Origin of the sequence: Vibrio sp. TMPB1044, assembly GCF_030442075.1 — a bacterium.
Lineage (GTDB): Bacteria > Pseudomonadota > Gammaproteobacteria > Enterobacterales > Vibrionaceae > Vibrio > Vibrio satsumensis.
The window spans coordinates 140,960-164,984 of sequence record NZ_JAUJED010000025.1 but is presented as its reverse complement, the minus strand read 5'-3'; the positions used below and the strand labels follow the sequence as shown (position 1 = coordinate 164,984).

General features: G+C 45.6%; 18 protein-coding genes. 15 read left to right on the top strand and 3 right to left on the bottom strand.

Annotation, left to right across the window (positions count from 1 at the left end):
• Positions 1-111: 111 nt before the first annotated feature.
• The 5 genes from hyi (at position 112) to QQ041_RS24160 (ending at position 5,217) form a co-directional block, all read left to right on the top strand.
• On the top strand, positions 112-888 hold the full coding sequence (gene hyi, locus QQ041_RS18795; protein ID WP_285954782.1) for a hydroxypyruvate isomerase: 777 nt from the start codon (positions 112-114) through the stop codon (positions 886-888).
• Positions 889-925: 37 nt separating this feature from the next.
• The gene (locus QQ041_RS18790; RefSeq protein WP_086714501.1) at positions 926-1,822 is read left to right on the top strand and encodes a 2-hydroxy-3-oxopropionate reductase; all 897 of its coding nucleotides are present in this window, start codon (positions 926-928) and stop codon (positions 1,820-1,822) included.
• Between the two features lie 340 nt (positions 1,823-2,162).
• Positions 2,163-3,473: a glycerate kinase gene (locus QQ041_RS18785; RefSeq protein ID WP_285954781.1), complete on the top strand. Its 1,311-nt coding sequence runs from the start codon at positions 2,163-2,165 to the stop codon at positions 3,471-3,473.
• 208 nt (positions 3,474-3,681) lie between these two features.
• Positions 3,682-4,296: a TetR/AcrR family transcriptional regulator gene (locus tag QQ041_RS18780; protein WP_146490258.1), complete on the top strand. Its 615-nt coding sequence runs from the start codon at positions 3,682-3,684 to the stop codon at positions 4,294-4,296.
• Between the two features lie 144 nt (positions 4,297-4,440).
• Positions 4,441-5,217, top strand: a complete 777-nt coding sequence (locus tag QQ041_RS24160; RefSeq protein ID WP_353057841.1) for a type II secretion system protein — start codon at positions 4,441-4,443, stop codon at positions 5,215-5,217.
• Between the two features lie 79 nt (positions 5,218-5,296).
• Here the strand turns inward: QQ041_RS24160 and QQ041_RS18770 are convergent, their stop codons facing one another.
• Together QQ041_RS18770 and QQ041_RS18765 are read right to left on the bottom strand one after the other, a co-directional pair.
• Positions 5,297-6,547, bottom strand: a complete 1,251-nt coding sequence (locus QQ041_RS18770) for a HAMP domain-containing sensor histidine kinase (protein WP_285954848.1) — start codon at positions 6,545-6,547, stop codon at positions 5,297-5,299.
• A 50-nt stretch (positions 6,548-6,597) separates the two neighbouring features.
• Positions 6,598-7,302 carry a response regulator transcription factor gene (locus QQ041_RS18765; protein WP_285954780.1) on the bottom strand — a complete coding sequence of 235 codons (705 nt, stop codon included), beginning with the start codon at positions 7,300-7,302 and terminating at the stop codon, positions 6,598-6,600.
• 197 nt (positions 7,303-7,499) lie between these two features.
• Between QQ041_RS18765 and QQ041_RS18760 the strand changes: the two genes are divergently transcribed.
• The 4 genes from QQ041_RS18760 to QQ041_RS18745 all read left to right on the top strand — a co-directional run bounded on the left by QQ041_RS18760 (position 7,500) and on the right by QQ041_RS18745 (position 14,085).
• The gene (locus QQ041_RS18760; protein ID WP_285954779.1) at positions 7,500-8,333 is read left to right on the top strand and encodes an efflux RND transporter periplasmic adaptor subunit; all 834 of its coding nucleotides are present in this window, start codon (positions 7,500-7,502) and stop codon (positions 8,331-8,333) included.
• Between the two features lie 2 nt (positions 8,334-8,335).
• On the top strand, positions 8,336-11,380 hold the full coding sequence (locus tag QQ041_RS18755; protein ID WP_285954778.1) for an efflux RND transporter permease subunit: 3,045 nt from the start codon (positions 8,336-8,338) through the stop codon (positions 11,378-11,380).
• Positions 11,381-11,632: 252 nt separating this feature from the next.
• Complete coding sequence (locus QQ041_RS18750) at positions 11,633-13,069, top strand: amidohydrolase (RefSeq protein WP_285954777.1); 1,437 nt, start codon at positions 11,633-11,635, stop codon at positions 13,067-13,069.
• 272 nt (positions 13,070-13,341) lie between these two features.
• The gene (locus tag QQ041_RS18745; RefSeq protein WP_285954776.1) at positions 13,342-14,085 is read left to right on the top strand and encodes an oligogalacturonate-specific porin KdgM family protein; all 744 of its coding nucleotides are present in this window, start codon (positions 13,342-13,344) and stop codon (positions 14,083-14,085) included.
• Between the two features lie 108 nt (positions 14,086-14,193).
• Here the strand turns inward: QQ041_RS18745 and QQ041_RS18740 are convergent, their stop codons facing one another.
• Positions 14,194-14,838, bottom strand: coding sequence for a MurR/RpiR family transcriptional regulator (locus tag QQ041_RS18740; protein WP_061015689.1), 645 nt, complete (start codon positions 14,836-14,838; stop codon positions 14,194-14,196).
• A gap of 172 nt (positions 14,839-15,010) precedes the next feature.
• On the opposite strand from QQ041_RS18740, the gene QQ041_RS18735 reads away from it, so the two are divergent.
• From QQ041_RS18735 to manA, 6 genes are all read left to right on the top strand, one after another.
• Positions 15,011-16,414, top strand: a complete 1,404-nt coding sequence (locus QQ041_RS18735; RefSeq protein WP_285954775.1) for a PTS fructose transporter subunit IIC — start codon at positions 15,011-15,013, stop codon at positions 16,412-16,414.
• 84 nt (positions 16,415-16,498) lie between these two features.
• On the top strand, positions 16,499-19,156 hold the full coding sequence (locus QQ041_RS18730; protein ID WP_285954774.1) for a glycoside hydrolase family 38 C-terminal domain-containing protein: 2,658 nt from the start codon (positions 16,499-16,501) through the stop codon (positions 19,154-19,156).
• Between the two features lie 10 nt (positions 19,157-19,166).
• A complete protein-coding gene (locus QQ041_RS18725) occupies positions 19,167-20,903 on the top strand; it encodes an alpha-amylase family glycosyl hydrolase (RefSeq protein WP_285954773.1) in 1,737 nt (578 codons plus the stop codon).
• A 10-nt stretch (positions 20,904-20,913) separates the two neighbouring features.
• Positions 20,914-21,561, top strand: a complete 648-nt coding sequence (locus QQ041_RS18720) for a fructose PTS transporter subunit IIA (protein WP_285954772.1) — start codon at positions 20,914-20,916, stop codon at positions 21,559-21,561.
• A gap of 14 nt (positions 21,562-21,575) precedes the next feature.
• Positions 21,576-22,736 (top strand): glycerate kinase, encoded by a 1,161-nt coding sequence (locus tag QQ041_RS18715; protein ID WP_285954771.1) that lies wholly within the window; start codon positions 21,576-21,578, stop codon positions 22,734-22,736.
• Positions 22,737-22,810: 74 nt separating this feature from the next.
• Positions 22,811-23,998 (top strand): mannose-6-phosphate isomerase, class I, encoded by a 1,188-nt coding sequence (gene manA, locus QQ041_RS18710; RefSeq protein WP_285954770.1) that lies wholly within the window; start codon positions 22,811-22,813, stop codon positions 23,996-23,998.
• Positions 23,999-24,025 lie beyond the last annotated feature (27 nt).

The following is a 24,025-nucleotide window of genomic DNA, read 5'->3' as shown; positions in this document are numbered from 1 at the left end:
TGTTGTACGTGTACCCGTTGAGCCAAAGCTTGGCTCAACGGAGAAGTTCCAAGAAATCGGAGCTTCACTAAATAGACATAGCTTCACCAAATAAAGAGTAAGGACAGAGTCATGGCAAAATTTGCAGCAAACTTGTCAATGTTATTCACGGAAGTTGATTTTATGGATCGCTTTGAAGCCGCAGCAGAAGCGGGCTTTCAGGGCGTGGAGTACCTTTTCCCGTATGCCTTTGAGGCAGACAAAATTAAAGAAAAGCTTGTCGCTAATAATTTAGAACAAGTGCTATTTAACCTACCTGCAGGGGATTGGGACGCCGGTGACCGTGGTATCGCGGTCGACCCAGCTCGAGTCGAAGAGTTTCAAGCGGGTGTACCTAAGGCGATTGCTTACGCTAAAGCGCTCGGTTGTACCCAAGTGAATTGTTTGGCTGGGATAGTTCCGCAAGGTGTGACCCAACAAGACGCTCAATCGGCGTTTGTGATTAACCTGCATTACGCAGCGAACGCGCTAGCAGCAGAAGGGATTAGCCTAGTGATTGAAGCGATCAACACGCGTGATATTCCGGGCTTCTTCTTAAATACCACTGAGCAAGCCAAAGCGATCATTAAAGAGGTAGGGAGCGATAACCTTTCTATCCAATACGATATTTATCACATGCAAATTATGGAAGGCGACTTAACGCCGACCATGCAACAAAACATTGGCCAAATCGCCCACGTTCAACTGGCTGATAATCCAGGTCGACACGAACCGGGGACGGGAGAAATCAATTACCCATTCGTGCTCAATTATCTTGATGATCTTGGCTATCAAGGCTGGGTTGGCTGCGAGTACAAGCCAAAAACAACGACTACAGAAGGCCTTGGTTGGCTACACCAGTACCGTTAATTCCGTCTGGTAACCCTCAAACGTTAAGGAGAACAACATGTCTAAAATTGCATTTATCGGTACTGGCATCATGGGTAAACCTATGGCGAGTAATCTTCAAAAAGCGGGTCACGATATCTTTCTATCAGACCACTTCAATGAAGCTCCTGCTGATCTGGTCGCAGCGGGCGCAACAGTCTGTCACTCACCCGCGGAAGCGGCAGAGGCGGCGGATGTCATTATCCTAATGGTGCCAAACACACCTCAAGTTGAAGACGTACTGTTTGGTAACAACGGAGTAGAGCAAGGCCTAGCTGCGGGCGGTGCGACTGGAAAACTGGTTATCGATATGAGTTCAATCTCGCCTATCGCGACCAAGGCCATTGCCGCTCGCATCAATGAAGGTGGCGCTTCTTATCTAGATGCACCGGTATCGGGTGGGGAAGTCGGTGCTATCAATGCCGCACTGACCATTATGGTTGGTGGCGAGCAAGACGCCTTTGACAAAGCTCGTCCGCTATTCGAAATCATGGGTAAGAACATCACGCTGGTGGGTGATAACGGTGCTGGCCAAACGTGCAAGGTTGCTAACCAGATCATCGTTGCACTGAATATCGAAGCGGTATCCGAAGCCTTGGTATTTGCCTCAAAAGCCGGTGCTGATCCAGCTCGTGTACGTCAGGCACTATTGGGTGGCTTTGCTAACTCTAAGATCCTGGAAGTTCATGGCGAGCGTATGGTTGAAGGCACATTTGACCCAGGTTTTAGAATCTCGCTTCACCAGAAAGATCTGAACCTTGCGCTAACGGGCGCACAAGAGTTAGGTGTCGCACTACCGAATACGGCTAACGCTCAAGAGTTATTTGGCGAGTGTGCCGAAATGGGCGGTGAAGGCTGGGACCATTCTGCGCTTATCCAAGCGATAGAGAAGCGTTCTGACCACTCTATTCGCTAATATCCGTAACGATTAATCCGTCTCAATTCATTGGCTTTTGTCGCTGTAGTGGCTTTGTTGTAAAGCTTTGTCGCTTCAGTAGGGCTAAGGCCAATGAATCTGGGCTGCCATTACATGTAATGTCGAATTGTGAATCTACTTTGCGCCTCGACAGAGCTGCGATGTGCGAGCCCACCAGTTTCAAACAGTTTGTTTATAAATCGCGTAGTTTCGTCTCCTTTTATACGCGTTCCTGATACGAGGCAGAGGTTGAAGTTGTTCCTTTCCAACTTAATCTTAGCAGGCACCCTTTCGCCTTGTATCGGGGTTCTTTTTTTCTCCGTCAACTAAGGAGTGGCTGATGGACATTGATGCTAAGCAGTTTCTGCAAACCCTTTTCTCAAGTGCTGTAAATGAGGCACTACCAAAAAATCACATCGAACCTTTTCTACCTCAAGACATTTTTTATCGCTATGCTAATCAAGCTGGGCGCACTGTCGTGATCGGAGCGGGAAAAGCTGCAGCGTCAATGGCGGCGGAGCTTGAAGCCGTATGGCAAACAAAGAAGCAACAAGATCTTGCACTGCGTGACCTTGAAGGTTTGGTCGTGACTCGCTATGAGCACACGGCTCCTTGCGAACACATTGAGGTGATTGAAGCGGCGCACCCAGTTCCAGACGCGATGGGTTTAGAAGTGAGTCAACGTATGTTGCAACTCGTTAATGATCTTAGCGCTGATGATACTGTGATCTGCTTGTTGTCGGGTGGAGGCTCTGCTCTATTGAGTTTACCGGGTGGTGATATCAGTTTGGCAGAGAAGCAACAAATAAATAAAGCGCTGCTCAAGTCGGGTGCCGCCATTGATGAGATGAATTGTGTGCGTAAGCACTTGTCTTCGATAAAAGGCGGTCGACTCGCCAAAGCGGCGTATCCAGCAAGAGTGGTGTCATTGGCGATTTCGGACGTACCGGGTGATGACATCAGTGTGATTGCCTCTGGCCCAACCGTACCCGACATCACTACACGTTTTGATGCGATGGCAATTTTAGAACGTTATCAAATAGAAACACCACGCTCGGCATTTGAATGGCTTAATAACCCTGAGTCAGAAACCGTTAAGCCTGATGATGTGTGTTGGAAGAATGCAGAGCATCATATTATCGCTACTCCAATGTCAGCATTAGAATCTGCCGCTGCAGAAGCTGAAGGTTTGGGGATCCCCGCTTACGTGTTGAGTGACTGTATTGAAGGGGAAGCGCGAGAAGTGGCGAAGGTTCATGCTGCTCTGGCTAAGCAAATTGCTAACAATAAGCACCCATTTGAGACGCCTTGCGTGATACTTTCTGGTGGTGAAACCACGGTAACCGTTAAAGGAAATGGTCGTGGCGGGCGAAATTGTGAATTCCTTTTAAGTTTGTATAACGAACTTAAAGGCCAAGACAATATATTTGCTCTGGCTGCCGATACTGATGGTATAGATGGTGTCGAAGATAACGCCGGAGCATGGATCACACCTCAAACATGGCAGCAAGGTTCGAACCTGTCGCTTAAAGCGCAAGACTACCTTGACGCGAACAACAGCTATGACTTCTTCAAGCAAGTTGATGTGCTTCTTACGACAGGCCCAACGCTAACTAATGTCAATGATTTCAGGGCTATATTGATTTTGTAGTCTGCAAACTCGTTTGTTGTGAGTTGATCTCAGAGTGTTCAAATGGTCGCCGATGTACTGACATCAAGGCGGCCATTTTGATTTTATCGACGCTGTCAGTGTTTCGTCAGATGAGATAAGCGCTGGGGTTGAGTTATGGCATTATCTTCTGGACTAATGAAGCACGTTGATTACTATGGCTTAAGTAATGAGTTGTAAAGGATGCAATATGTCTAGGATCAGACAAAAGAATCAAGATTTAATCATCGAAGTCGCGTGTGAACAATTCGCCACTCATGGTTATGCCGCAACAAAAATGGCTGATATCGCAAAAGCGGCCGACATTCCCAAACCTAACGTATTCTATTATTTCAGCTCTAAAGATAAGCTCTACAACGCTGTGCTTGAAACCGTCACTCAGCCCTTGCTAGAAGCATCTCGTCCGATTGAAGAGCTCAGCGATCCTGTTGAAGCTTTGTCTCAATATATTCAAACCAAGCTGATTATTTCTCGCGACCATCCACATGCTTCTAAAGTATTTGCCAATGAAGTGATGTCGGGCGCGAAAGTGCTGCCGAAAGAGATAGGCGATGAGCTGTATAAGCAATCGCAGATGATTCTTGATAAGTTCTCAACGTGGTCAGCACAAGGTTTAATGGATGACGTTCCTGCGCACCACCTGATGTTTACCATCTGGGCGGCTACCCAAACCTACGCCGATTTTGGTTGGCAGATTTGCAGCGTGATGCAGAAAGAGCAGCTCGATGACAAAGATTATGAAGAAGCCGCTGAGTTTATCACCCAGCTAGTTATTAAAGGTTGCGGTGTGAAAGGAAAGTCTTAGTTAACATGGGCTTGGAGTGAATCCCTCATTCATACTTTGTTACATATGATGTTCCATTAAAATTATAAGTACGCTGTACCACAAGTTTGTTTTTATAGTATCTTGTTCCTTATTATCTGTTTTAATAGTTTCTAAGTAGGCAAGATGAAAAGCTCTAAGGGTTTTACACTGATCGAACTGGTGTCTGTGATTGTTCTTTTAGGTGTACTCGCCGTAACCGCTGCCCCTCGTTTTCTTAATTTTTCTAGTGATGCAAAAGACTCAGTCTTGTTTGGTTTAAAAGGAACGCTGCTTTCTGGTCTAGATATCGTTTACTCAGAACATAAAGTGGCGGGAGAACCGAACGAACTTGAGGTAAACGGTGAGATGTTGAGTTTTTGGGATGAAGAGACTCAACAGAGATCAGAATACCCTTTAGCGTCGTCAGCATTAGAGTGTGAATCGATTTGGAATGTAATAACGACAGGCATTCGAGCAAGCGTTGATAGTATAGATTCAGATTCGTTGGTTGCTGTGTTTGATGCGCAAAATGCTGCGTGCCAGTACTATTATTACAACGCCCCAGTTCTGTCTTCTGCAAGCGCGATGGCAGGAGCTTCAAATCAAAGTTTTAGCTCTCATGGTTTCTTAACTTACGTCGTTGGCACTAGAGGTGTTGAAATCGGTGATGGTGGTGGCTCGATGCCTGTAGACCCTGTAGACCCTGTAGACCCGGATCCCGAACCAGACCCAGGACCAGATCCTAAGCCACCTTGGGAAAGGCCGTGCTGGGATGACGATAGCGTTGAAGCCAATGATCGTGAACCGTGTGAAGATGATGATCCGGAAGACCCAGAGGACCCTTGCGACAGGTGGGACCGAAGAGATAACGAAACCTCTCCATTCGATCGAGACTGGGAGCCTTGTGAGGACGACGATTAAATAGCAAAAGGACATCATTCGATGTCCTTTTTTGTATACGCAGTTTCTTGTAAGAGTCGCTTTTGAATAGATGCAGCTTTTATACATCGTTTCGAGCAAAAGTCGCAGTGCAGCCCGCGGGATGTAGGCTCGCGTCTGACTGGGCGTTATCTATTAGTGTGGATCTCCAGCCGTAACTGTCTCCGATGCGTTTTACTATGATGAGGCCAAGGCCGTGTTCCGTTTTAGTATCATCATTAAGCCCCGAGCCGGTATCTGAAACCGAAATCGTGTTGGAGTTGATGCTCACTACAATCTTACCTTGTGTGGTAAATCGAATCGCATTTTCAATGTAGTTCTTAAGCACCATATTGACGATTGGCAAAGGCATGTTAAGCGTAGTATTTGGCTCAATGTTTAACTGTAGCTCAACACCTGGAGCCAACATCGTGTGGTACTTCGATAAATCGATAGCGGCTTCATCGATTGCCGTTAGTGTCTTTTCGGCGGAAGAGTTCTCTTGCTTAACAATGTTCAGTAGCACTTCAACAGTAGAACTCATGCCGTTTGCGGCTCCAAGAATACGTTGTCGTTGCTTGGCTTGAAATACAGGATCATCGAGCTTCATGGCTTGTAATTCTGCTGCGCCAATAACAATTGAGATCGGTGTTTTCAATTCATGGCTAGCGTATTTCGCAAACATCATCTCTTGCTTGGCAAGCCTGTCTTTCATTGTCGAGTAACTATTGAGGTGCGAGGTGAGCATCTGCAGCTCATCAACCGTGTGGTCAGGTACTTTGAAGTTGTCAGATTCAAGTTTAGTGAGTTGAGTACTGAGCTCCGAAATGGGCGCCATTAGTTGGTCGAATACTCGCTTAAGTGTAATCCGCAATATTATGATCAGCCCGATCATCAACAGAGTCGAAATCGCCATCAATACGCCCCAACTGTCATCCCACAGGTCCATATCAAAAGAGCTGATGGTGATGTAAGTCGGAATGGTTTTCCCCTGGTCTTCAAAAGCAAAGTGGTAGACGATAACCCCGGGAATAATAATATCTTCTTCGGAAAGCCTGATCTCAAAACGTTGTCGATCGACCGTTTCTAGTGCCATTGGCGGAAGCTTTTTCAGTTGGTCGGTAAAATCGGTTTCACCATAGTAGGCCGTTACATTTTCCGACAGCTTGAGGCTGCCTTCGGGTGAAAGGCTTTTGTAGAATTGTTCTGCCACACCTTTAAATGATTTTAGGTGGCTCTCAATTTGAGCCTCTTCTTGCCACACTAAACGTAGCGAGAAAACGAAAAAGACAATGCATGAAGAGACGAGCGCGATGACCGAAAAGGTTCGCATAGTGCGAATTCTGACATCCTCAATTGAGTTGCCTAGCTTTGTGCGAATTTTCATGCGGATTGAGGCTCATTGTTAGACACGATTAATTGAAAACCGTGTTTAGGAATGGTCTTGAGCATAGGAAAATCGAAGGGTTTATCAAGCACGTTTCGTAGTAGGTAGATATGGCTGCGGAGTACGTCTTTGTCTGGAATGTCATCGCCCCAAAGCATGTAGATTAGGCTTTCACGAGACACGACGCCACCTTGAGCTTTGACTAACTCTCTCAAAATCTGAAACATGATAGGGGTTAGGTTGAGTGATTGACTACTTCTTGATGCGGTATGTGTTTTTTCATCGATGATCACTTCACCAAAGCTCAACGACTTTTTGGCGACTAAGCCTTTATTGCGTTTTATCAGTGCTGACAGGCGAGCTTCTAATTCAGGAAACTTGAACGGTTTGGTTACGAAGTCGTCGGCACCTGAATCAAAGCTACTTAATAGATCTTCTTGGCCATTCAATGCTGTTAGCATCAATATTGGAGTGGTTACACCATTTTGACGTAACTTAGACGCCACTTGCATTCCGTCAAGTTTGGGTAGCATTACATCAAGAACGATAGCGTCGAAGTCGTTGTCCATTGCAAGTTTGAAGCCTTGCTCGCCATCAGAAGCGAAGTCTGCAACGGCCTCTTTCACTTCTAAGAAGTCGGCAATTATGCCTTGTAGTTCGATATTGTCTTCAACAACCAAAATACGACTGCGTTCAAGCATCGCTCTGCTCCCACCCAAAATATACGGTCAGTAAAAATGTAGCCTATCTAAAATTATGTCGAATTTATGTCTAATTGATAGTGTTGCGCACAAAAATACAACGCCATCAGATTATTTTTCATTGTCGAACTGACTTCGACTTTAATTCGACAAAGCGAATTCAACAATAGTTCACATCAATAGGTGAGGGTTGAATTATGAACACTAAAATTATCGCGCTTGCAGTTCTTCTGGGAGTCTCCACAACTCAAATATCAATAACTCAAGCAACGGAGTTAATCGGACATGTTCAAGGTTTAAATAAACACAGTGTCGTGGCAGAGGTGCCTGGCGTGGTGGAGATGAATAACCTCGAAGTGGGTGATGCGGTAAACCATCAACAGATACTGGCTCAGATAAAAGCCGATGATTTTAAGTTTAGCGTGAACAAAGCCAAAGCAAACCTAGCTCTTGCTGAGGCGGATCTCGCATTGCGCAAAGCGACCTACAACCGCTATCAAGCACTCATCAAAAAGAACAGCCTCTCATTAGGAGAGTTAGACACCGCGCGTGCAGAATTTCTTAGCGCCAAAGCAGCCGTTTCCGTCGCGAAAATTGAATATCAACAATCGCAAGTAGATCTCGAAAACACTCAGATTGAATCCTTAATTTCGGGTTACATCTCCAATAAACCCGCGCAATCAGGCGCTTGGGTGAGCGAGGGAGATTTGCTTTATGAAGTGGTTAATATCGATAAGGTGACTCTGTCATTCATGGCAAGTGAATATGACTTAAAACATTTCACGGTTGGTCAGGAAGTGGTGGTGTGGTCTGAGACTAACCCAGAATTCAAGATGGAAGCCAAGGTGCAGCGTATTGGTGTCGAGATGCAAAACTCAACCTATCCGGTGCTCGTCGAAATTACCAACCAAGGCCATCAGTTTAAGCCGGGGATGTCGGTTTATGCCTCGACTGATCTTTCTATGCAAAGCATGACAACCGCTCAAACAAAATCGAATCAAATTGTATTAAATGAAGGTAAAGGGCTGTAACAATGAACTTTCTAGCATACTTCGCCAAACGTCAGTTCTTGGCTCGTATCATCACGGTTATGGTGCTGTTAACCGGTGCTATGTCGTTAATTCAGCTCAATTTGCAAGAGTACCCTGATGTTGCGATGGATACTGCGGAAATCGAAACCATCTACCCCGGTGCAACGGCCCAAGACATCGAATTGAACATTACTAACCCAATCGAGAAAGAGCTTCGCTCAGTGGATGGTATTGCGTATTTTTCGTCTGAATCTTCAGAAGGACGTTCTTTCATTGAGGTTGAATATCTGCCCGGTGAAGATGCTGCAGTGATCTTGCGAGACATTCAACAAGCGGTCGATAGAGTCGGTAATCTGCCGAAAGATATTGATTCGCCACCGGTAGTGACTCAGCCAAAAACCTCTTTTTTGGATGTGTACCATTTTGGCGTCAGCCTAGCGGGTAACAATACAGATTCGGCGTCTTTGCAGCACTACGCCTATCAGTTAGAAAAGAAAATCAACAACCTTGGCGGTGTTGGTTCTATCACTATGTCTGGCTTTAATGAGCGAGAGTTTTGGGTTGAGGTCGATCCTGAAAAAGCGCGTCGTTATCAAGTTGCTTTCGACGATATCAGCACCGCGATAGAGCAGCACAACCTGTCGCAATCGGGCGGCTTTGTTGAGTCGTGGAGTCAAGAACAGAAGATCGTCACCATGACGAAAGTGGAGTCGACGGACGATGTGTCTAGCATCGTGATTAAGGCGTTGGATTCTGGTCAGGTTGTGCGAGTTTCTGATATCGCGACAGTCATCGATACTTTTTCTCGAGCAACGCAAGCTCCAGTCATGAGCGGCAAGCCTGCAGTCATTTTCTCAATCACCAATAGCGGCAATGCCGATGTGATCGCCACCATCGATAGCATCAAGGCATTGTTGGACAAAGAGAGCGAGCGCATTGGTGGCCAATTCATTTTCCAGACAAGCCTAGATCTTGGTAAAGACATGGGCGAGAAGTTCTCTATCGTGGCAACCAACGGGGCGATAGGTTTAGTGCTGGTTCTACTGATCTTGAGCATGATCTTGCAGCGTCGCGTGGCTTTCTGGGTATCGGTCTCTATTCCATTTTGTGTGTTTGGCGTGATGATGGTTCTGCCAATCATGGGGCTGAATTTAGATAGCATCACATTGGCTGCGTTGTTGTTGGTGATCGGTATTATCGTCGACGACTCAGTGATCATTGCTGAGAGTATTTTCCAAGAGAAGGAAGCGGGTAAAACAGGCGTCGATGCTGCGGTGTCGGGTACTTTAAAAGTGATTAAGCCATTGATGGCAAGCCTAGTGACAACTGCATTGGTGTTTATTCCTATGATGTTCATACCGGGCACCATGGGTAAAGCCGTCGCAGTGATTCCAATTACGGTTATTGCAGCATTAGTGTTCTCATTTATCGAATGTACGTTAACGCTACCTGCTCACTTATCTTCTGCAAAAGAGAACACCAAAAAAGTCGAAGAAAAAGACCGTTTTGAATGGATTTCTAACCAATATAGTTCATTGCTGAATGTGGCACTGAACTACAAAAAATCGGTTATCGCATTGGCCATCGTTGGTTTCGTCGCTTCAGGTTATTTAGTCTCTTCGTTGAAAGTGGATATCTTCCCAACAGAAGCGGGCAAATACATTGATGTGTATACCGAGGTAAAGGCTGGAACTCCGTTATCCCAAGTGCGAGAGGCTCATCAAGCTATTGAACAAGCGATTGAATCTCTGCCTCAAACCGAGCTAGTCAGCTATGAACTGACTTACTCGTCGCCAGTATCACAAGGCATCATCAACTTAACGAACTTTGATCAGCGCAGCCGTTCTGCTGAGCAGATCATTACTGCACTGAATGAAGAGTTGGCGTCGTTGTCTGATGAGATGTTTATTAAGTTCTCAATTGATGCTGGTGGTCCGCCTCCGGGTGACCCAGTTGAAGTCCGCGTGCTTGGCGGAACGGAGAGCGAGCGCAACCAAACGGTTGATTTGGTGATGGCTTGGTTAGAAGACTACCAAGGGGTAACCAGCATTAACCACAGTGAAGCGCTGAAAGATCCCCAGCTTAATATTGTTCCTCAGTATCACTGGCTGGCGAAATACAACCTAACGGTGACTGATCTATCAAATGCGCTGCGTGTCGGGTTTGATGGTAACAGCGTGACATCCACCTGGCTTGGTGACCAAGAAGTCGATATACGAGTGGTATTGGACGAGCAGTTCCGCGATATAGAGAAACTGAAAACCACCAAAATTTACACGGCAGACGGACAACAAGTACCACTGAGCCGCTTGGCCATGGTTGAGCAGATAGAAATCCCGCGTCTTATCAAACACTACAATGGTGAGCGTGAGGTGACGGTTTCTGCGGGTTTATCTGACGAGAGTATCAGCGCTGTCGCGCTAGCCGATGAGTTAGTTACTGAGCTTGCAGGCCAATACCCAGCAAGTGTGACAATTAATGTTGGCGGCGAGGCGGAAAGCACCAATGAAACCATGAGCGGTTTTATGGTGGTGTTCCCTGCGGCGATGGTGGCGATCTACTTTGTATTGGCGGTGATGTTCAACTCATTACTGCAACCACTGCTTATTATGGCAGTTATCCCGTTTGCGATCATGGCTTCACTGATGGCGTTAGTCGTACACATGCAGCCGATGTCTCTGTTTGGACTGATTGGCGTACTTGGAATGACCGGGGTGGTGGTTAACAACTCATTGGTTCTGATTAACAGGATTAACGAACTAAGGACCGAAGGATTGAACGCGATAGACGCCGTGACGCAAGCTGCAGTCAGCCGTCTACGTCCAATCGTGATGACCTCTCTGACCACAGTAGCTGGCTTGCTACCGCTCGCTTATGGGCTAGGCGGAACGGATGTGTTTATGGGGCCAATGTCGCTCACGCTAGGCTATGGCCTGTTGTTCTCATTGCCAGTTGTACTGTTGGTGATTCCTGCTATGTATGCGTTGTTCTTTTCTAAAGGCTCGGTTTCGAGAACTAAGGACAGTTTGCACGCAGAGATCGCGTAGTACGCCAACATCAACGAGGCGTGAAGCTCGGTTTTGTGACTTGTTGTGCAATTACATATTTATCTTGAATCTGGCTCGATTAGGTATGCCATTTCATTTAAATAACAGGTTATAGTGTCGCGAAAATTAGCGGCACTTATTCTTCTGAAAAGCGAAAAGCGAAAAGCGAAAAGCGAAAAGCGAAAAGCGAAAAGCTGAAAACTTAAAGTGAAGCTCCTAACAATATTACACGCACAACATATAGGTTTAGCAATGACGCTTAAAAGCTTGGCATGTACCATTAGCGCAGTTTTACTGGCTGGCTGTGGTTCGACAGTGGCAACTCAAACATACAACGCCGATCTGATTATCACTAATGGACAAGTCCTGACGATCAACTCTGAAATGGATGTGATTGAAGATGGTGTTGTTGTCGTTAAAAACGACCAGATCATCGCGGTGGGTAATGAGGACTTGATGACTCAATACCGAGCTGAAAAGGTGATTGATGCTCAAGATGGTATTGTTATGCCAGGCATGGTTAATGCTCACAACCACCTTCCTATGATTGCGTTTCGCGGTCTGGGAGAAGAGGGTATTTCCAACCGATTATTCGCTTACTTCTTCCCGCTTGAAGCAGAAAAGCTAAGCCGTGAACTGATTTATAACGCGACCAAGCTAGGCAGTATCGAGCTGGCACAAAGTGGTGTCACGACTTATGCCGACATGTATTACCACATGGATGAAATGGCAAAAGCGACCAAAGAAGTTGGTCTGCGTGCGGTGCTCGGCGAGACCGTGATTAAGTTCCCTGTGGTAGACGCTAAAGAACCTTATGGCGGTATCGATTATGCCAAAGGCTTCATTGAGCAGTACCAAAACGACGAGCTGATTACACCTGCTTACGCACCACACGCGGTGTACACAGTGAGCAAAGACAAGCTTCAAGAAATCAACAAACTGTCTGCTCAATACGATGTGCCTGTATTAATTCACGTTGCTGAATTCCCGAATGAAGAAAAGCGCATCAAAGATGAAACTAAGGCAACGTCGCCAGTCGAATACATGAGTGAAATTGGTGTGCTAGACAAGCGTGTAGTCATTGCTCACGGTATCCACCTTTCAGAGAACGATCAAAAGCTTCTAAAGCAAGCTGACGCAGGGATCTCATACAATCCAATGGCGAACGCTAAAGGCGCAACCGGCATCGCACCAGCATGGGATATGTACCGTGCTGACATGCGAGTAGGCTTGGGAACCGATGGCCCAATGAGCTCAAATCAAGTCGATATCATGCGTACCCTAAGCTACGCTGCAAATATGCAACGTTTAAAGCATTCTGACCGCACTATCATGATTCCTGAGCAAGTGATTGAAATGGCGACCTTAGGTGGCGCTAAAGCCTTACACATGGAAGACCAAATTGGTTCTTTGGAAGTCGGTAAAAAAGCAGACATAGTGATTGTCGAGACACAATCAGCGAACATGATGCCAAGCTACGACCCATACGCGACCTTGGTTTATCAAGCGAACCCAAGCAACATCGACACGACCATTGTTAACGGCCAAATCGTAATGGAAAACCGCGTGATGCAGACGGTTCAGCTGGATGACATCCGCCAAAGCGTTGATCAGTTTGAAACGGATATCAAAGCCTTTGCGAAAGAGCTTTCTAAGAAGGCGATTAAGTCTAAAAGTTTGATGAATTAGGTTAATTTAGGGGTAATGGTACCTGTCAGCTTGTATGCTCTGATCTGAGCGGTAGTTAAGTTATGGATTGTTCTTATCATTTCTGTTTTGGAACAATTACTCATTGGCTACTGTAAAAATTAGTTTTGATACCGTTTTTGAATGTGACCAACCTTCAAGTTGAACCGTGATACATCGAATGTATCACAATACTTTTTACTCATTGAATCCCTGAGTTTTATAGTGGCGACGACGTAAAAACTCGTCCCTCTAATAAAATATAAAGGTTGAAAATGAAAACCCAAGTCCTACTTTGTTCTACTCTTATTGCCCTTTCTTCAATGCCCACTTTTGCTGGAGAAACCAAGTTAGATGTGCGTTTTGGTCACAACACTGCATCTGATATCCGTGATAGCCGTGTCAAATTTATGCACACTTTTGATACTGGTTTCTACTTTAGCGCTGAGGCAGCCCAGATACATAATGATGGTTACTTTGCAGGTAATGATTCAAATGATGAAGACAAAAATGGTCTAAAAGCAGCGGCTCAAGAATTTGAGGCTACTTACAAATTCCAAATAAATGATCAGTGGTATTGGGCTCCAGGTCTGGTGACGGTCACTGCTCCAAACTGGACCGAATATCGTCCTTATTTAAAGCTAGGGACAAGTTTCGAAAACGGAGTGTCTTTAACCGGCCGCTATCGTTACAACTGGTCGAACGATGCAAATGGCAAAGACTACCTAGATGGTAGCGGTACGACTCGTGGTGCTTCTAATCAGTTTGATATTTGGCTATCGAAAAGTTTTGGTGATATAGGCTTAATGTATAACCCTCGTTACCGCTATCAAGACGGTGTCGATCAAGGTACAGGTCGTGACGATTACTGGGAACACACAGTTATGGTTAACTACAAGGTTAACGAAACTTGGACGCCTTACATGGAGCTCGTGTCTGTCGATGAAACTTACGTGGATTCTAATAGTAATAGAGAAAATGACTATGCGGTACGTTTAGGGTTTGTTATGAACTTATAAGCTACTGAGCTTGATGTATATTTATTGTCCGTAATATTGAGTCAAAATAAAAGAGCAGCCGGAATCGCTGCTCTTTTTGCATCTGGAGAACTGTACAAGAGGGAGGAGTTAAAAAGTGAGCAGTTCTTTACCAATTTGGTCAACGATTTGCAGTGAGTGAATTTGAGACTCCCTTCCATACAAAGAAATCCCGTCCACTTGCTCTTCTAGCGCTACGTTTAGGTGACAAATCTGGTCAAGTGTTGAGCCTTGGTGGCTTATTCCTACTACTTTGAGCCCTTTACGCTTCGCATTTTGTGCCATTTCAATTACAGCGTTGGTTTCACCAGATTTACTGATCAGTAGCAGAGTACCTAGTTCGGCACGAGTGAGCTGATGAATGTCTGTGATTACCAAATGGGGTACGTTGGCTAGTGACAAAAAGCGAGATAGGTAATTTACGCTAACAATGGATGCACCGCGAGAATACATATACACCACAGGGGACAACTTTAACGTATTGGCAACAATGGCAATTTGTTGTTGGCTCATGTCATTTTCAGGGATTGGCTCAGTTTTTTTGAGCTCATTCGCGAGTTTGTATCGCAATTCAGTATAACTTGCGTAGCCCATTTTTTTACAGACTCGGTTTACCGATGTCGTTGTTGTTAAAGCCTTATTTGCAATGGTCTTAGCGGAAATATCATGTAGTTCACTGGCATGGCCTATCAAATATTCGTAAATCGCGCGTTCTATACCTTGAAATGTGTTCATTGCTCTCAGCTATTATTGAAGAAACTATCAATATTACGCGCGAAAATGAGGCGAATTACCATGACCTCAGTCACAGATGTATCGTGATACTACGGTTGTACGATGAAACAGTGTCGGCATACATTCACGCTTCATATACTGGCTGCAGTTGATAAGAACAAGGTATTAAACCATGGCTAAGAAAAAACTGGTTGCAGTGACTGCCTGCCCTACAGGGATTGCGCACACCTTCATGGCAGCTAAAAAAATTCAGAGCTGGGCTGAAAAGCAAGGCTATGAAGTTAAAGTTGAAACACAAGGTAGTGATGGTGTCAAAAATAAACTAACGGCGCACGATATCGCAACAGCAGACGGTGTCGTATTAGCCGTAGATGTGCCAATTATGGATATGGAACGTTTTGATAACGCGAATCCCCTACAAATTCGTACCCAAGAATTGATTAAACGAGTCGACGATTTGCTTCCGACGGTTTTTCTGCGCGGTAAAGAAAAGTCTGACTCTGATGTTGAAGTTCAGGACGAAAAGCGCTCCGCCTACCAAGTCGCGATAGGCCACATCATGACAGGTATCAGCTATATGCTGCCTGTGGTTGTTCTTGGTGGCTTGCTAATGGCGGTGGCAAAAATTACTGGCGAGTTTATTGATATTTCGGGCTCGCCAATTGAAACCCTCGATAAGCTTGGTTTCATGACAATCAAGTTTATGTATCCAATCTTCGCCGGATACCTAGCTTATTCTATTGCGGGTAAACCAGCTCTTATTCCAGCCTTTATCGGCGGTTTGATGACAGACGAACCGTACAAGAGGTTTTTCGATTTAGAAGGGTGGGCACCATCTGGATTCTTCGGCGCTATCGCGATTGGTTTCCTCGTAGGTTACTTGGTTCGCTATCTCAACGATGTGATTCGTGTAAGAACCGATCTGACGACTCTAAAAACCATGTTGCTAGTGCCAGCCGTAACCGGTGTGGTGATGGTACTGACCATGGAGTACGTGATTAACCCGTTCTTTGGCGCTTTGAACCTTGCGATGATCAACTTGTTCACTGAAGCAGGCGACGCAGGCCGAGGCATTTATTCGATGGTGATTGCTGCGGGTACCGCTTTTGACTTGGGTGGCCCAATTAACAAAGCAGCCGGCTCGGTAGCGTTGGGTCTTAACGGCATGAGCGAAGGCTTCGATCTTATTGCACGTGAACTGGGTATTGTTATTCCACCAATTGGGGTTGGTTTGGCGGCAATGTTAGACGGCAAATTCCGCAAGCGCGTATTTACACCAGAAGAGCAAACCGTAGGTAAAACTTCTTTGATGCTTGGCATGATTGGTATTTCAGAAGGTGCAATCCCGTTCATTCTAAAGAACCCTAAGATGATCCCAATTATGATCCTTGGTTCAATCATTGGTACTCAACTTGCGGTTGTCCTGAACGTTTTCCAAAGTCTACCGCTCCCAGCCGTTTGGGGTTGGTTCCTATCATCAGACCCAATTAGCTACACCTTATCTGTGTTCGTTGGCTCAGGCTTTATCGCAGTCGCACTACTGCTATGCACTAAACCTCAACCGAGCAATGCCTAATTAGGTTACCGCTTTATTCGAAAATTATAGGGGGGAGTGATTACTTCCCCTTGATCAAAAATTAAGACAAGTCGAGATAAATCAATGGCTAAAGTTCATGTTATTCCACATACACACTGGGATCGTGAGTGGTATTTTACCCAACAAGACAGTGACGTCTTAGCGACGTATAACTTCACCAAAGTTATCGAAACGTTGGAAACTCAACCAGAGTACAGCTGCTATCACCTAGATGGACAATCATCCATCGTAGAGGATTATCTCAAAGTCCTACCACATATGCGTGAACGTCTAGCAGCGCTGGTTTCTGATAAGAAGTTGTTTATTGGCCCTTGGTACACTCAAACCGATACTTACAATGTGGCGGGCGAATCGATCATCCGTAACCTTAAGTACGGTATGCACATTGCTGAAGGTTTAGGTCACAGCATGAAAGTGGGTTACTTACCCGATACATTCGGTCATAACGCACAAATGCCAACTTTATTTAAAGGCATGGGGATCGACAACATCATCTTCTGGCGCGGGATTGATTACGACCAACAGGTAGAGCGATCTAACTTTAATTGGTGCTCGGCAGGCGGAGACGAGATTTACGCATATAACCTTGTTCACGGTTATGGCGCTGCTAAAAACATGGTGGCGACAGCGGACCATTTGGATAAGAAAATCTTCCCTATGGTCGAGAAGATCAAAGCGCTTTCTGGCTTAGATGAGGTGCTTATTCCATCGGGTGGCGATCAAGTGAATATTGATCCCGAGCTTCCAAAAACACTCCAAACCGCAACCCAGCGTTCACCAGAACAAGACGTGTACGCCATTTCATCGATGGAAGCGTTTGTGGATGTATTGCGCGACAACAGCGATAGCTTTGAAACTTATCACGGTGAATTTAAAGCGCCGCGTTACGCACGAATTCATAAGACGATTGGCTCAGTCCGATACGACATCAAAAAGCTCAACTTCGATATAGAACAGTTCTTGATTAAGAAGCTTGAAGTGGTTATTGCAATTGCTAAAGCGCAAGGCATTACCGTGCACACCGAACTTATTGATATCGCTTGGAAGAAGATCCTTGAATGTCATGCTCACGATAGCATTGGTGGTTGTAATAGCGATGCCACTAACGCTGATATTATGCACCGCCTAAAGCAAGCTCAAGAAATCTGTCATGGTTTGTATAACCTAGTGATCAAAGAAATCGCGAGTAGCTGTCATGACGACGAGCTAATGTTATTCAATGGTCAACTTCAACCTTACACTGGCCTAGTGAAGGCTGTGGTATTCAGTTCACATGAAAACATTGCAATCTCAGATGGTAATGAACACTGCGCTATCGAAGTGATTACGTGTGAGACGTTAGATGGCGGTAAAGTCATTGAAGTCACGAAAGATGGTGAGAAAGAGGTTGCGGTTCCGCCGTACTACCGTTTTGAACTGAACATTTCAGTGAACGACTTACCTGCAATGGGCTATCAGGTATTTGAAGTGCAGCTAAGCGATGTGAGCAACCGTCAAATGGAAGTGCGTCAGCAAACCGCGATTGAAAACGAATCACTTATGTTGACGTGCGAAGGCGGCCAGCTTCAGTTAGTCGATAAAAAGGCTAGCCGTATTATTCCTCAACTTCTTACGTTTGAAGAACAAGCGGATGATGGCGACTCGTATGACTTCTCACCGTTACAAGGTGACATTCCAGTATATAACCAATCCATCGAGCTTATCGAAACTCAGGTTGGTGAAACAGAGCAAGTGATGACGGTACGCGCGACGCTCGACATTCCTGTCGATCTCAACGCACGTACTGCAAACCAGAACGATCATCAAGCGGTATTTGAGGTAAGCCTAACGCTTAGCCAAGGTCGTGAGCAGCTAGTAGTGGACATCACAACACTCAACCAAGCGAAAGATCACCGAGTTCGTGTGTTGGTTAACTCTGACGTGCAGTCCAATACCTCTATCAGTACTCAGCCATTCGCATTGATGGAACGTCCAATTGAACCGTCAATTGAAGGTTGGCAGCAGAAGTTCCGTGAATGTCCAATCGATATCGAAACTACAGAAGGGGCTGTAGCGTTAGCAGAACAAGATAAAGCACTAGTGATTAACGGGAGTGGCCTTAAAGAATTCCAAATCATCAAAGGTGAGCACTCAGATAAGGTGGCATTAACTCTATTCAAGTCAACCGGAGTGCTGGGTAAAGATGACTTAGAGTGGCGACCGGGCCGAGCTTCTGGCATTAACAATACCGTGGTACACACTCCAGATGCGCAGCTGCAAAAGTCTATGCAATTTAGCTTTGCTTTAGCGTTAACAGAAGATGCTAAGCACGACACAGTTCGTCAGCTAGAGCGAGAGTACCTCGATGCACCGTTCAGTTACCAAAAGCAAACGCTAAATAGTTTTGAAAACCGATTAGAGCGCTTCCAAGTTCGATTTGATTCACGCGAGCGTTTGGCGTCATTCAGCCTACTTTCGCTAGAGCAGCCCCTTGAGCTATCAAGTATCGGGCACTCTTTCTACAACAAAGACGCTGTGGTCGTTCGATTGTTCAACCCAACGCCTTCAGCTATCGAACTCGATCTGACTGCGTTCAAACAATTTGCTCAAGTCGAGTTGGTGGATTACAGAGAACAACCGAAATTGTACGCCGAGTCAACAAATGATAAGAGCACCGCTAACGCTGTGGTTAAGCCAAACAACAGCATCGATTTACGTGTAACGTTTTCCGTTGCTCAATAAGGACAGAGACATGATTGAAAAAACAATCTTCAATAAAGTTGCCGATATTTATGGCGAAGAGGATGCGCATTCGATTACTCAAGAAATCTTAGTCTTGATTGAGAAATGGAAGCCAAGTGCACCACTGTATTCGCAGTGGGTCGATGAGACGACGTCATACTTGATTACTTACGGTGACAGCTTTTCTCGTAGTGGTGAAAAAACCTTAAGTAGCATGAAGTCGTTCGCGGATAAGTACCTGAAAGACTCAATCAGCAATATTCATATTCTGCCAATGTTTCCCTATACCTCTGATGATGGATTCAGCGTGGTGGATTACCGTAAAGTCGACGAAAAGCTCGGTGATTGGGAGCATCTCAACGCCTTGTCTGAAAACTTCGATTTGATGTACGACTGCGTTATCAATCATATCTCTAAAAGCAGTGATTGGTTTCAAGCGTACTTAGCTGGTGATGAGCAATACCAAGATTACTTTGTTGAGTCTGACCCAAGCCTAGACTATTCGAGTGTTACACGCCCCCGCGCATTACCGCTCCTGACACCGTTTAGTAAGGCTTCGGGTGAGACCACCCATGTATGGACAACTTTCTCGGATGATCAAATTGATATCAATTTCCGCAGCCCTAAAGTGCTGTTGGAAAGTATTGATATCTTGTTGATGTACGCCGCAAATGGTGGTCGTTCAATTCGCTTGGATGCGATTGGGTTTATTTGGAAAGGGCTTAATAGCACTTGTATCCACCTTCCTGAAGCGCACCAAATTATTCAACTGTGGAGAATCATCTTTGATGAAACGATCCCAGGGGCGCTGCTGATCACTGAAACGAACGTGCCACACAAAGAAAATATTTCGTACTTTGGTCAGGGAAATGAAGCGCACATGGTGTATCAGTTCCCGCTGCCACCTTTAACTCTGCACGCTTTCATGAGCCAGAACAGTTCTGTACTAACCAAATGGGCGAAAGGTTTAACTGAAGAAGCCATGACGTCGTTAAAGCAAGGAAGCAAGACGACCTACTTTAACTTCCTTGCCAGCCACGATGGCGTGGGGGTTCGCCCAACAGAAGGCATTCTTAGCAACGAAGATCGCCGATTGATGTGTGAGCAAGTTGAGCGAAAAGGCGGACGTGTAAATTACAAGAATAATGGTGACGGTACGCAATCGCCTTATGAATTGAACATCAATTACTTAAGTGCTTTAACTGATGCAGCAGACAGCGATGAGTTTAAAGCGAAGAAGTTCTTAGCAGCGCAATCTATTTTGCTTTCGTTTATTGGTGTACCAGCGATTTATTATCACAGCCTATTGGGTAGCGGAAACGACATTCAAGGCATGTTGGAGTCAGGTATCAACCGTCGAATCAACCGCGAGAAGTTCGACCTAGATGAGTTGGAAGCTGAGCTGGCTGAGGCAGGTTCGTTACGTCAGCAAGTGTATAGCCAGATGAATGAATTGGTGAAATTGCGTAAGACTCAGTCAGCGTTTTCGCCGCTTTCTAGCCAAGCGATCTTAGATCTTGGCGATAAGGTATTTGCACTACAGCGCGGTGAAGGCGCAGAGACGATTCGATTTGCCGTGAACTTAAGTGAATCTTCGCAAACCGTGCGTCTAGAAGAAAGCGGACATGATCTGATCAGTAATGAGCCACTAGAGAACGCCTTTAAATTAAAACCGTATCAATTTGTTTGGCTGAAGCAGCAAGCTTGTTCTGCTCAAGAGCAAAGTCAGATCGCTAAAGCGCAATAAGGAATCACACATGAAATTATCTAACTTAACGTCTGAAAACTTAATCCTGTTAGATGCAGTGTTCGACGACCGATTTGCAGCAATTAATGCTCTGACAGACAAGATCGATCAAGCAGGAAAATTAACCAATAAGCAGCAGTTCTTAGATGCCGTATTACTGCGTGAGGAAGAAGGCCCGACGGCTCTAGGTGAATACTTGGCGGTGCCTCATGGCAAATCACCAGCGGTAATTGAGCCTGTGTTTGCTTGCGCTTTTGTAAAAGACGAACTGATGTGGCAAGGCATTGACGGTGATGAGCCCGTTAATATGATCTTCTTGATAGCGATCCCGCCAGCTGAAGCCGGGTCCACGCATATGGAAGTATTGACGACGCTAACGTCATCACTTGTTGACGATGATTTCCGTGATGAACTATTAGCGGCGAATTCGACTCAACAAATCATGAAATTGTTTGGTGCGGAGGACGACATTTCTCAAGATGTGAATGCTCAGCAAGCCGAGACCAATGAAGGTAGCAATACGAAAAGCGAAGCGATTTCAGATGCGAAACAGCAGCAAGAAGAACCGGAAATGGCGAAAGACATCAGCCAAATAGCTTATCCAGTGGTACTTGGAGTCGGCTTACTTATTTCAGCGTTTTTGTTCTTACTGCTTTAGAGTGAATATCGTCGATGAAAATAGTGATTGCTCCCGACTCATTTAAAGAGTCCCTGACAGCCAAACAGGTTTGCGAGTGCGTTGAGCAAGGCTTCTCTCAAGTTTTCCCAAACGCCGAATATATGCATCTTCCTCTCGCCGATGGTGGTGAGGGAACCGTTGAGGTGCTGATGCAAGGGTTAGATGGTGAGATACGAATTTCGCCTGTCACTGGCCCTTTAGAGCGAACCGATGTCGATTCTAAGGCTAGTGCACAGTGGGCGCTGCTAGACAACGGGAATACCGCTCTGATTGAAGTGGCGGCAGCATCGGGCCTAGATTTGCTTGATTCAGGTGAGCGCGATCCAGCGGTGACGACCACTTACGGCACTGGTGAGCAGATCCGAGAAGCGTTAGACCTGGGCGTAAGTAAGATTCTTCTGGGTTTAGGTGGCAGTGCAACCAACGATGGCGGGGCTGGTATTGTCCAAGCTTTAGGAGGACTGTTGCTGGATCGAGATGGTAATGAGTTACCAAAAGGTGGAGCTGCACTTTCTGAGCTGGATCGTATCGACTTATCACATATCCACCCGCGTTGTACGCAAGTGGAGTTCATAGTGGCGTGCGATGTTGCGAATCCTTTGATTGGTGAAAATGGAGCAAGCGCGATTTTTGGACCTCAGAAAGGCGCATCTCCAAGCTTGGTTGCAGAGCTGGATCGCTGTTTATCTCACTTTGGCAAGGTTGCTTGCTTAACCACTGGTATCGACCGCAGCGAGAGCATTGGCTTTGGCGCAGCTGGCGGGACTCCGCTGGGGCTGTCGCTGTTATTTGATGTTCAAATCAAGCCGGGTATCGAGATGATTTTAGATGCGCTAGATGCCGATAAAGTCATTGAACAAGCGGATTTGGTGATCACAGGTGAAGGTCAAATGGACAATCAAACCTTGCAAGGTAAAACCCCATTTGGTATCGCAAAACGTGCCAAGGCTAAGTTGATTCCAGTCATTGGAATTGCGGGCTCGTTAGGGGCAGAAGTTGAAGAGTTGTACAACACGATTGATAGCACTTTTGCCACTGTTCGCTCTCCTCAAAGCCTTGAACAAGTGCTGGTCGAAGCCAATAGCAACGTGATTCGCACCGCTAGAAATATCGCCGCGACCCTTAAGTTGGGTACCACCATTAATACCAAGTAGCTGACCGCATCTGGTGATTACCGTGTCTGGTGATTACAGCGTTTGGTTACTTGTCAGTAATGCAAAGAAATATTATGTCGTTATTTAAATTAGATAATGTTATTCAACATTACCCATGGGGTAGCAAGCAGTCTATTTCGGAACTGTTTGGTATTCAAAACCCTGATGCTCAACCTCAAGCTGAAATTTGGATGGGTGCACATCCGAGAGGCTGCTCAAGAGTGGCGGAAACCGGGCAGCTGCTTTCGGACGTATTGAGTAAAAATAGCAAAGGAATGTTTGGAGAGTACACACAAGCAAGGTTTGGAGAATTGCCATATCTGTTTAAAGTGCTGGCCGCAGAAACTCCGTTATCGATACAGGTACATCCGAGTAAGAAGAAAGCTCAACTTGGCTTCGAGCGAGAAAACCAATTAGGCATTAGCCTAGATGCGTCTAATCGTAACTATAAAGATCCAAACCATAAGCCTGAGCTTGTTTACGCGCTCACTTTTTACAAAGCGATGAATGGCTTTCGTCCGGTATCGCAAATTGTTGAGCTGTTTGAAGAAGCTGGAATTACGGCTTTAGATACCGAAATTACGGCTTTATCAAACAACCTAAACCACGAAGGCTTGAAAACGTTTTTTACCGCAGTGATGACTCTTGAAGATGAACGTAAGCAGTTGGCCCTTGAGCAGTTGTATTGTGCTCATGAACGTAGGCCGAAAACCGCGATGGGACGAGAAGCATTGCAGTACAGCAAAGGCTTTAAACAGCACTACGCGGATGATATCGGTTTGTTTTCGCCTCTGATGCTTAATACGGTAGAGCTTGCACCGGGAGAAGCGATGTTTTTACACGCTGAAACACCACATGCTTATATCGAGGGGACTGGGTTGGAAATCATGGCGAATTCGGACAACGTATTACGCGCTGGCCTGACTCCCAAGTTTATCGATGTCTCTGAGTTGATTGATAATACTCGTTTTGAAACGACAGAAATTGAAACTATTAAGCTACAGCCGATCGTGAAAGAAAGTAAGTTAAGCTTTCCAATTCCAGTGGATGATTTTGGGTTCGATATTTTATCTGTGAACGAGACTGGGAACCAACAATACCTCCGGAGCGCAGAGATATTGTTTTGTGTTGATGGAAAGGTGACGGTTGAGACCAAAGACCACAAGTTAACGCTGAGTTCAGGCGAGTCGGTGTTCATCAGTAACGATGCTGGAATGTATGAATATCAAGGGCAGGGAATACTTGCTCGAGCATACAATTAAGTCTAAAAGTTTGATGGATTCGGACGC

Excerpts from the sequence above, each read along its gene's own strand:
- hyi (WP_285954782.1), top strand. The coding sequence starts at position 112 with ATGGCAAAATTTGCAGCAAACTTGTCAATGTTATTCACGGAAGTTGAT.
- QQ041_RS18785 (WP_285954781.1), top strand. The coding sequence starts at position 2,163 with ATGGACATTGATGCTAAGCAGTTTCTGCAAACCCTTTTCTCAAGTGCT.
- QQ041_RS18750 (WP_285954777.1), top strand. The coding sequence starts at position 11,633 with ATGACGCTTAAAAGCTTGGCATGTACCATTAGCGCAGTTTTACTGGCT.
- QQ041_RS18715 (WP_285954771.1), top strand. The coding sequence starts at position 21,576 with ATGAAAATAGTGATTGCTCCCGACTCATTTAAAGAGTCCCTGACAGCC.
- QQ041_RS18780 (WP_146490258.1), top strand. The coding sequence starts at position 3,682 with ATGTCTAGGATCAGACAAAAGAATCAAGATTTAATCATCGAAGTCGCG.
- QQ041_RS18755 (WP_285954778.1), top strand. The coding sequence starts at position 8,336 with ATGAACTTTCTAGCATACTTCGCCAAACGTCAGTTCTTGGCTCGTATC.
- QQ041_RS18730 (WP_285954774.1), top strand. The coding sequence starts at position 16,499 with ATGGCTAAAGTTCATGTTATTCCACATACACACTGGGATCGTGAGTGG.
- QQ041_RS24160 (WP_353057841.1), top strand. The coding sequence starts at position 4,441 with ATGAAAAGCTCTAAGGGTTTTACACTGATCGAACTGGTGTCTGTGATT.
- QQ041_RS18725 (WP_285954773.1), top strand. The coding sequence starts at position 19,167 with ATGATTGAAAAAACAATCTTCAATAAAGTTGCCGATATTTATGGCGAA.
- QQ041_RS18745 (WP_285954776.1), top strand. The coding sequence starts at position 13,342 with ATGAAAACCCAAGTCCTACTTTGTTCTACTCTTATTGCCCTTTCTTCA.
- QQ041_RS18770 (WP_285954848.1), bottom strand. The coding sequence starts at position 6,547 with ATGCGAACCTTTTCGGTCATCGCGCTCGTCTCTTCATGCATTGTCTTT.
- QQ041_RS18765 (WP_285954780.1), bottom strand. The coding sequence starts at position 7,302 with ATGCTTGAACGCAGTCGTATTTTGGTTGTTGAAGACAATATCGAACTA.
- QQ041_RS18735 (WP_285954775.1), top strand. The coding sequence starts at position 15,011 with ATGGCTAAGAAAAAACTGGTTGCAGTGACTGCCTGCCCTACAGGGATT.
- QQ041_RS18790 (WP_086714501.1), top strand. The coding sequence starts at position 926 with ATGTCTAAAATTGCATTTATCGGTACTGGCATCATGGGTAAACCTATG.
- QQ041_RS18720 (WP_285954772.1), top strand. The coding sequence starts at position 20,914 with ATGAAATTATCTAACTTAACGTCTGAAAACTTAATCCTGTTAGATGCA.
- QQ041_RS18740 (WP_061015689.1), bottom strand. The coding sequence starts at position 14,838 with ATGAACACATTTCAAGGTATAGAACGCGCGATTTACGAATATTTGATA.
- manA (WP_285954770.1), top strand. The coding sequence starts at position 22,811 with ATGTCGTTATTTAAATTAGATAATGTTATTCAACATTACCCATGGGGT.
- QQ041_RS18760 (WP_285954779.1), top strand. The coding sequence starts at position 7,500 with ATGAACACTAAAATTATCGCGCTTGCAGTTCTTCTGGGAGTCTCCACA.